The sequence below is a fragment of the Novosphingobium sp. B-7 genome (assembly GCF_000410615.1).
Classification (GTDB): domain Bacteria; phylum Pseudomonadota; class Alphaproteobacteria; order Sphingomonadales; family Sphingomonadaceae; genus Novosphingobium; species Novosphingobium capsulatum.
Genome location: NZ_APCQ01000764.1, coordinates 1 through 3561, shown reverse-complemented (window position 1 = coordinate 3561; position 3561 = coordinate 1). Strand labels below are relative to the sequence as shown.

The 3561-nt window shown below is 68.0% G+C and carries 4 protein-coding genes; 2 read left to right on the top strand and 2 right to left on the bottom strand.

What is annotated here, in order from left to right:
• The coding region (locus tag H926_RS26385; RefSeq protein WP_043608658.1) for a PmbA/TldA family metallopeptidase at positions 1-423 on the bottom strand (423 nt) is incomplete at its 3' end.
• A 112-nt stretch (positions 424-535) separates the two neighbouring features.
• Positions 536-931 carry a hypothetical protein gene (locus H926_RS0108415; RefSeq protein WP_148291681.1) on the bottom strand — a complete coding sequence of 132 codons (396 nt, stop codon included), beginning with the start codon at positions 929-931 and terminating at the stop codon, positions 536-538.
• Between the two features lie 151 nt (positions 932-1082).
• Here H926_RS0108415 and lptB point away from each other — a divergent pair, with 151 nt between their 5' ends.
• Together lptB and rpoN are read left to right on the top strand one after the other, a co-directional pair.
• A complete protein-coding gene (gene lptB / locus H926_RS0108410) occupies positions 1083-1868 on the top strand; it encodes an LPS export ABC transporter ATP-binding protein (protein WP_022675897.1) in 786 nt (261 codons plus the stop codon).
• Between the two features lie 52 nt (positions 1869-1920).
• Positions 1921-3486, top strand: coding sequence for an RNA polymerase factor sigma-54 (gene rpoN, locus H926_RS0108405; protein ID WP_022675896.1), 1566 nt, complete (start codon positions 1921-1923; stop codon positions 3484-3486).
• Positions 3487-3561 lie beyond the last annotated feature (75 nt).

Sequence of the window (3561 nt, the reverse complement as noted above, 5' to 3'; positions counted from 1 at the left end):
AGCGCGCGCGGCGTCCTCGGCTTCCTCGGCAAGGCGGCGCAGCTCTTGCGGGGCGGGCTCGGCCGGATCATCGAGGTCGAGATCGGGGAAGGGGCCGCGCGCAAGAAGATGTTCGTCGGCCAGGCCGGCAAAGCGATCGGCCGGTGCGGCGCGGGCCATGGCCACGGCGCGGCTGGCCAGTTCATCGAGCGCGGCATCGGCCAGGTCGGTCGATCCGATCGAGGCCGATGCGCCGCCAACGAACACGCGCAGGCCGATATGCTCGGATTCGGAGCGTTCGACGTCTTCCAGCGCGCCCAGGCGCACGCTCACGCTTTCCGCGCCGCTGGCGAGATAGACCGCGTCGCCCGCCTCTGCCCCGGCGCGCCGGGCGCGTTCGATCAGGGCCTGGCAGCGTTCCTGGGCCTGGGCGGGGGTCAACATCGGGGGCGCACTCCAAACCTGAAACACCGGGGGTCAGCCACACCGGGCTGGCGTGCGCTGCTCCTAGCCGCTGGGACGCGAAGCGGCAATCAGGGGGGCAATCAGGCGGCCATCAGTGGGCGAACAGCGCGATCAGCCCTTCGATCAGCACGGTCACCAGCAGCGGCAGCCCGATCGATACCGCCCACACCGTCAGCCGCGCGCGGTTGAGCGCGGTGGCGAGCGCTGGCGGATCATCGGCCAGGCGGGCGGCGGTGGCGTCCCAGCGCTTTTCCATGCGGCGATAGAGCGGGATGATCGCACCGACCAGCACGACCAGCGCGATCATCGGCAGCAGCGTGTTGTCGGCCTCTTCCAAAGCGCGCATCGTCAGGAAGATCTGCAGCGCGGTATAGACCATCAGGCCATAGGCAACCGCATTGCTGACCCGCTTGTGCGCGCTTTCCAGCCGGGCGGCGCGATCGGCCAAGCTCGGCTCCATGGCCATGAATGGCCTGTTCGCTGTCATGATCACCTCTCCCCCGGCATAACGCCACCAGCATAACACCATGGCCGTGCGCGCGGTGCAAGCGTGTCCACGCGGCCGTGCCATGCACCAATCGCGCCAATCCTGCCGCGTTGGGGTTTGCCGTGGCGCCGGTACGGGCTATGAGCAGGGAATGACTGGCTCTTCCTCCGCGCTCGCGTCTGAACCCGCCACCGGTGCCGCCGTGCCGATTCCCCAAGGGGGATTGGAAGTGGTGTCCATCGCCAAGTCTTACGACAAGCGGGCAGTGCTGACCGATATCTCGCTGTCGGTGGGCAAGGGGGAAGTGCTGGGCCTGCTTGGCCCCAACGGCGCGGGCAAGACCACCTGCTTCTATTCGATCATGGGCCTGGTGCGGCCGGATTCGGGCCGCATCCTGCTCGATGGCGTGGATATCACCAAGCTGCCGATGTATCGCCGCTCCGTGCTGGGGCTGGGCTATCTGCCGCAGGAAACCTCGATCTTTCGCGGCATGACGGTGGAACAGAACATCGCCACGGTGCTGGAACTGGTGGAGCCCGACAAGGCGACGCGCGCGGCCGAACTGGATCGGCTGCTTGACGAGTTTGGCCTTACGCGGCTGCGCGCCAGCCCGGCCATGGCGCTTTCGGGTGGGGAGCGGCGGCGCTGTGAAATCGCCCGCGCCCTGGCCGCGCGCCCGTCGATCGTCCTGCTCGACGAACCGTTTGCCGGGATCGATCCGCTGTCGATCAGCGACATCCGCGATCTGGTCAAGGATCTCAAGAAGCGCGGCATCGGCGTGCTGATTACCGACCACAACGTGCGCGAAACGCTCGATATCGTCGATCGCGCCTGCATCATCTATGGCGGCCAGGTGCTGTTTGCCGGCAGCCCCGAGGCGCTGGTGGCTGATCCCAACGTGCGGCGGCTCTATCTGGGCGAGGGCTTTACGTTGTGAAGCCGCACGGCTTTCGCATTCCGTTTACCATGGGCGGCTGATACCCGCCGCCATGGCTCTTGGTCCACGCCTCGATATCCGCCAGTCGCAATCGCTGGTGATGACGCCGCAGCTGCAGCAGGCGATCAAGCTGCTGGCGCTGTCCAACCTTGAGGTGGAAACCTTCATTGGTGAGGCGCTGGACGCCAACCCGTTGCTGGAAATGGGCGATGCCGGGCCGGCGCTTGCGGGCGAAGATGCCCCGGGCGAAGACCTGCGGCGCACCCATCTCGAATCGAGCCCGGTCGACCAATTGGTGGGCGAGGGCCGCGCCGCCGAGGACCGCCCGCTCGATATCGATGCCACCGCGCTCGATCTTGATCGCGATACCGGTGATGGCGCCGTCGCCCTGTCTGATCTGGCCAGCAGCGGGTTGCGCGAAGGGACGATCGGCGCCGACGGTGGCGGCAGTGGCGGGGGCGAAGGGCCGGATATCGACGAGCGCGGCGCGAGCGCTGCCTCGCTGGCCGAGCATCTCCATGGCCAGATCGGCGCCACGACATCCGATGCCCAACTGCTGTTCGTGGGGCGCTGGCTGATCGATCAGCTGGACGAGACCGGCTACCTGCGCATGGCTCTGCCCGAGGTGGCCGAGGCGCTGGGCCTGCCGCTGAGCCGGGTGGAAGCGGCACTGGCGCTGGTGCAGACGCTCGATCCCACCGGCGTGGGCGCGCGCACGCTGGGCGAATGCCTGGCGCTCCAGGCGCGCGAGGCCGATCGCTATGACCCGCTGATGGCGCGGCTGCTCGACAATCTCGATCTGCTGGGCCGCGGCGAACTGGCCCGGCTGCGCCGCCTGTGCGGCGTGGACGAGGAAGACTTTGCCGACATGCTGGCCGAATTGCGCGGTTATGATCCCAAGCCGGGCCTGCGCATCGGCAGTGGCCCGGCCGAGGCGATCAGCCCGGATATCCTGGTGCAGCCAGCGCGCGGCGCGGGCGATCCGGCTGACGATGCCGGAGCGGAGGTGCCCGGCTGGGCGATCAGCCTGAACCCTGCCACGCTGCCGCGCGTGCTGGTCAACCGCAGCTATTACGTGGAAATGCGCCGCTCTTGCGTGGACAAGACGGCGCGGGCCTGGCTGGGCGAGCGGCTGGCCGATGCCAACTGGCTGGTCAAGGCGCTGGACCAGCGGCAGAAAACCATTCTCAAGGTGGCGGCCGAGATCGTGAAGCAGCAGGAAGGCTTCTTTCGCCACGGCGTGTCGCACCTGCGCCCGATGACGCTGCGCACCGTGGCCGAAGCGGTCAAGATGCACGAGAGCACGATCAGCCGCGTGACCTCGAACAAGTATCTGCATTGCCTGCGCGGCACGTTCGAACTGAAGTATTTCTTCACCTCGGGTGTGGCGGGCACCGATGGCGAGGGGGTTTCGGCCGAGGCGGTGAAAGCGGCGATCCGCCAGTTGATCGATGGCGAGGATCCCAAGGCGATCCTGTCGGACGATGCGCTGGTCGATCTGCTCAAAGCGCGCGGCTTTGACCTGGCGCGGCGCACGGTGGCCAAGTACCGCGAGGCGATTGGCCTGGGCAGCTCGGTCCAGCGGCGCCGGCAAAAGGCGCTGGCCGGGGTGCGTTGACCGCACCGGGCGGCGCGGGATAATGCGGCGCCGCACGGGTGCCGGGCGAAATCGGGCCGCCCTGGTGCGGCATGA

Excerpts from the sequence above, each read along its gene's own strand:
- rpoN (WP_022675896.1), top strand. The coding sequence starts at position 1,921 with ATGGCTCTTGGTCCACGCCTCGATATCCGCCAGTCGCAATCGCTGGTG.
- H926_RS0108415 (WP_148291681.1), bottom strand. The coding sequence starts at position 931 with ATGACAGCGAACAGGCCATTCATGGCCATGGAGCCGAGCTTGGCCGAT.
- lptB (WP_022675897.1), top strand. The coding sequence starts at position 1,083 with ATGACTGGCTCTTCCTCCGCGCTCGCGTCTGAACCCGCCACCGGTGCC.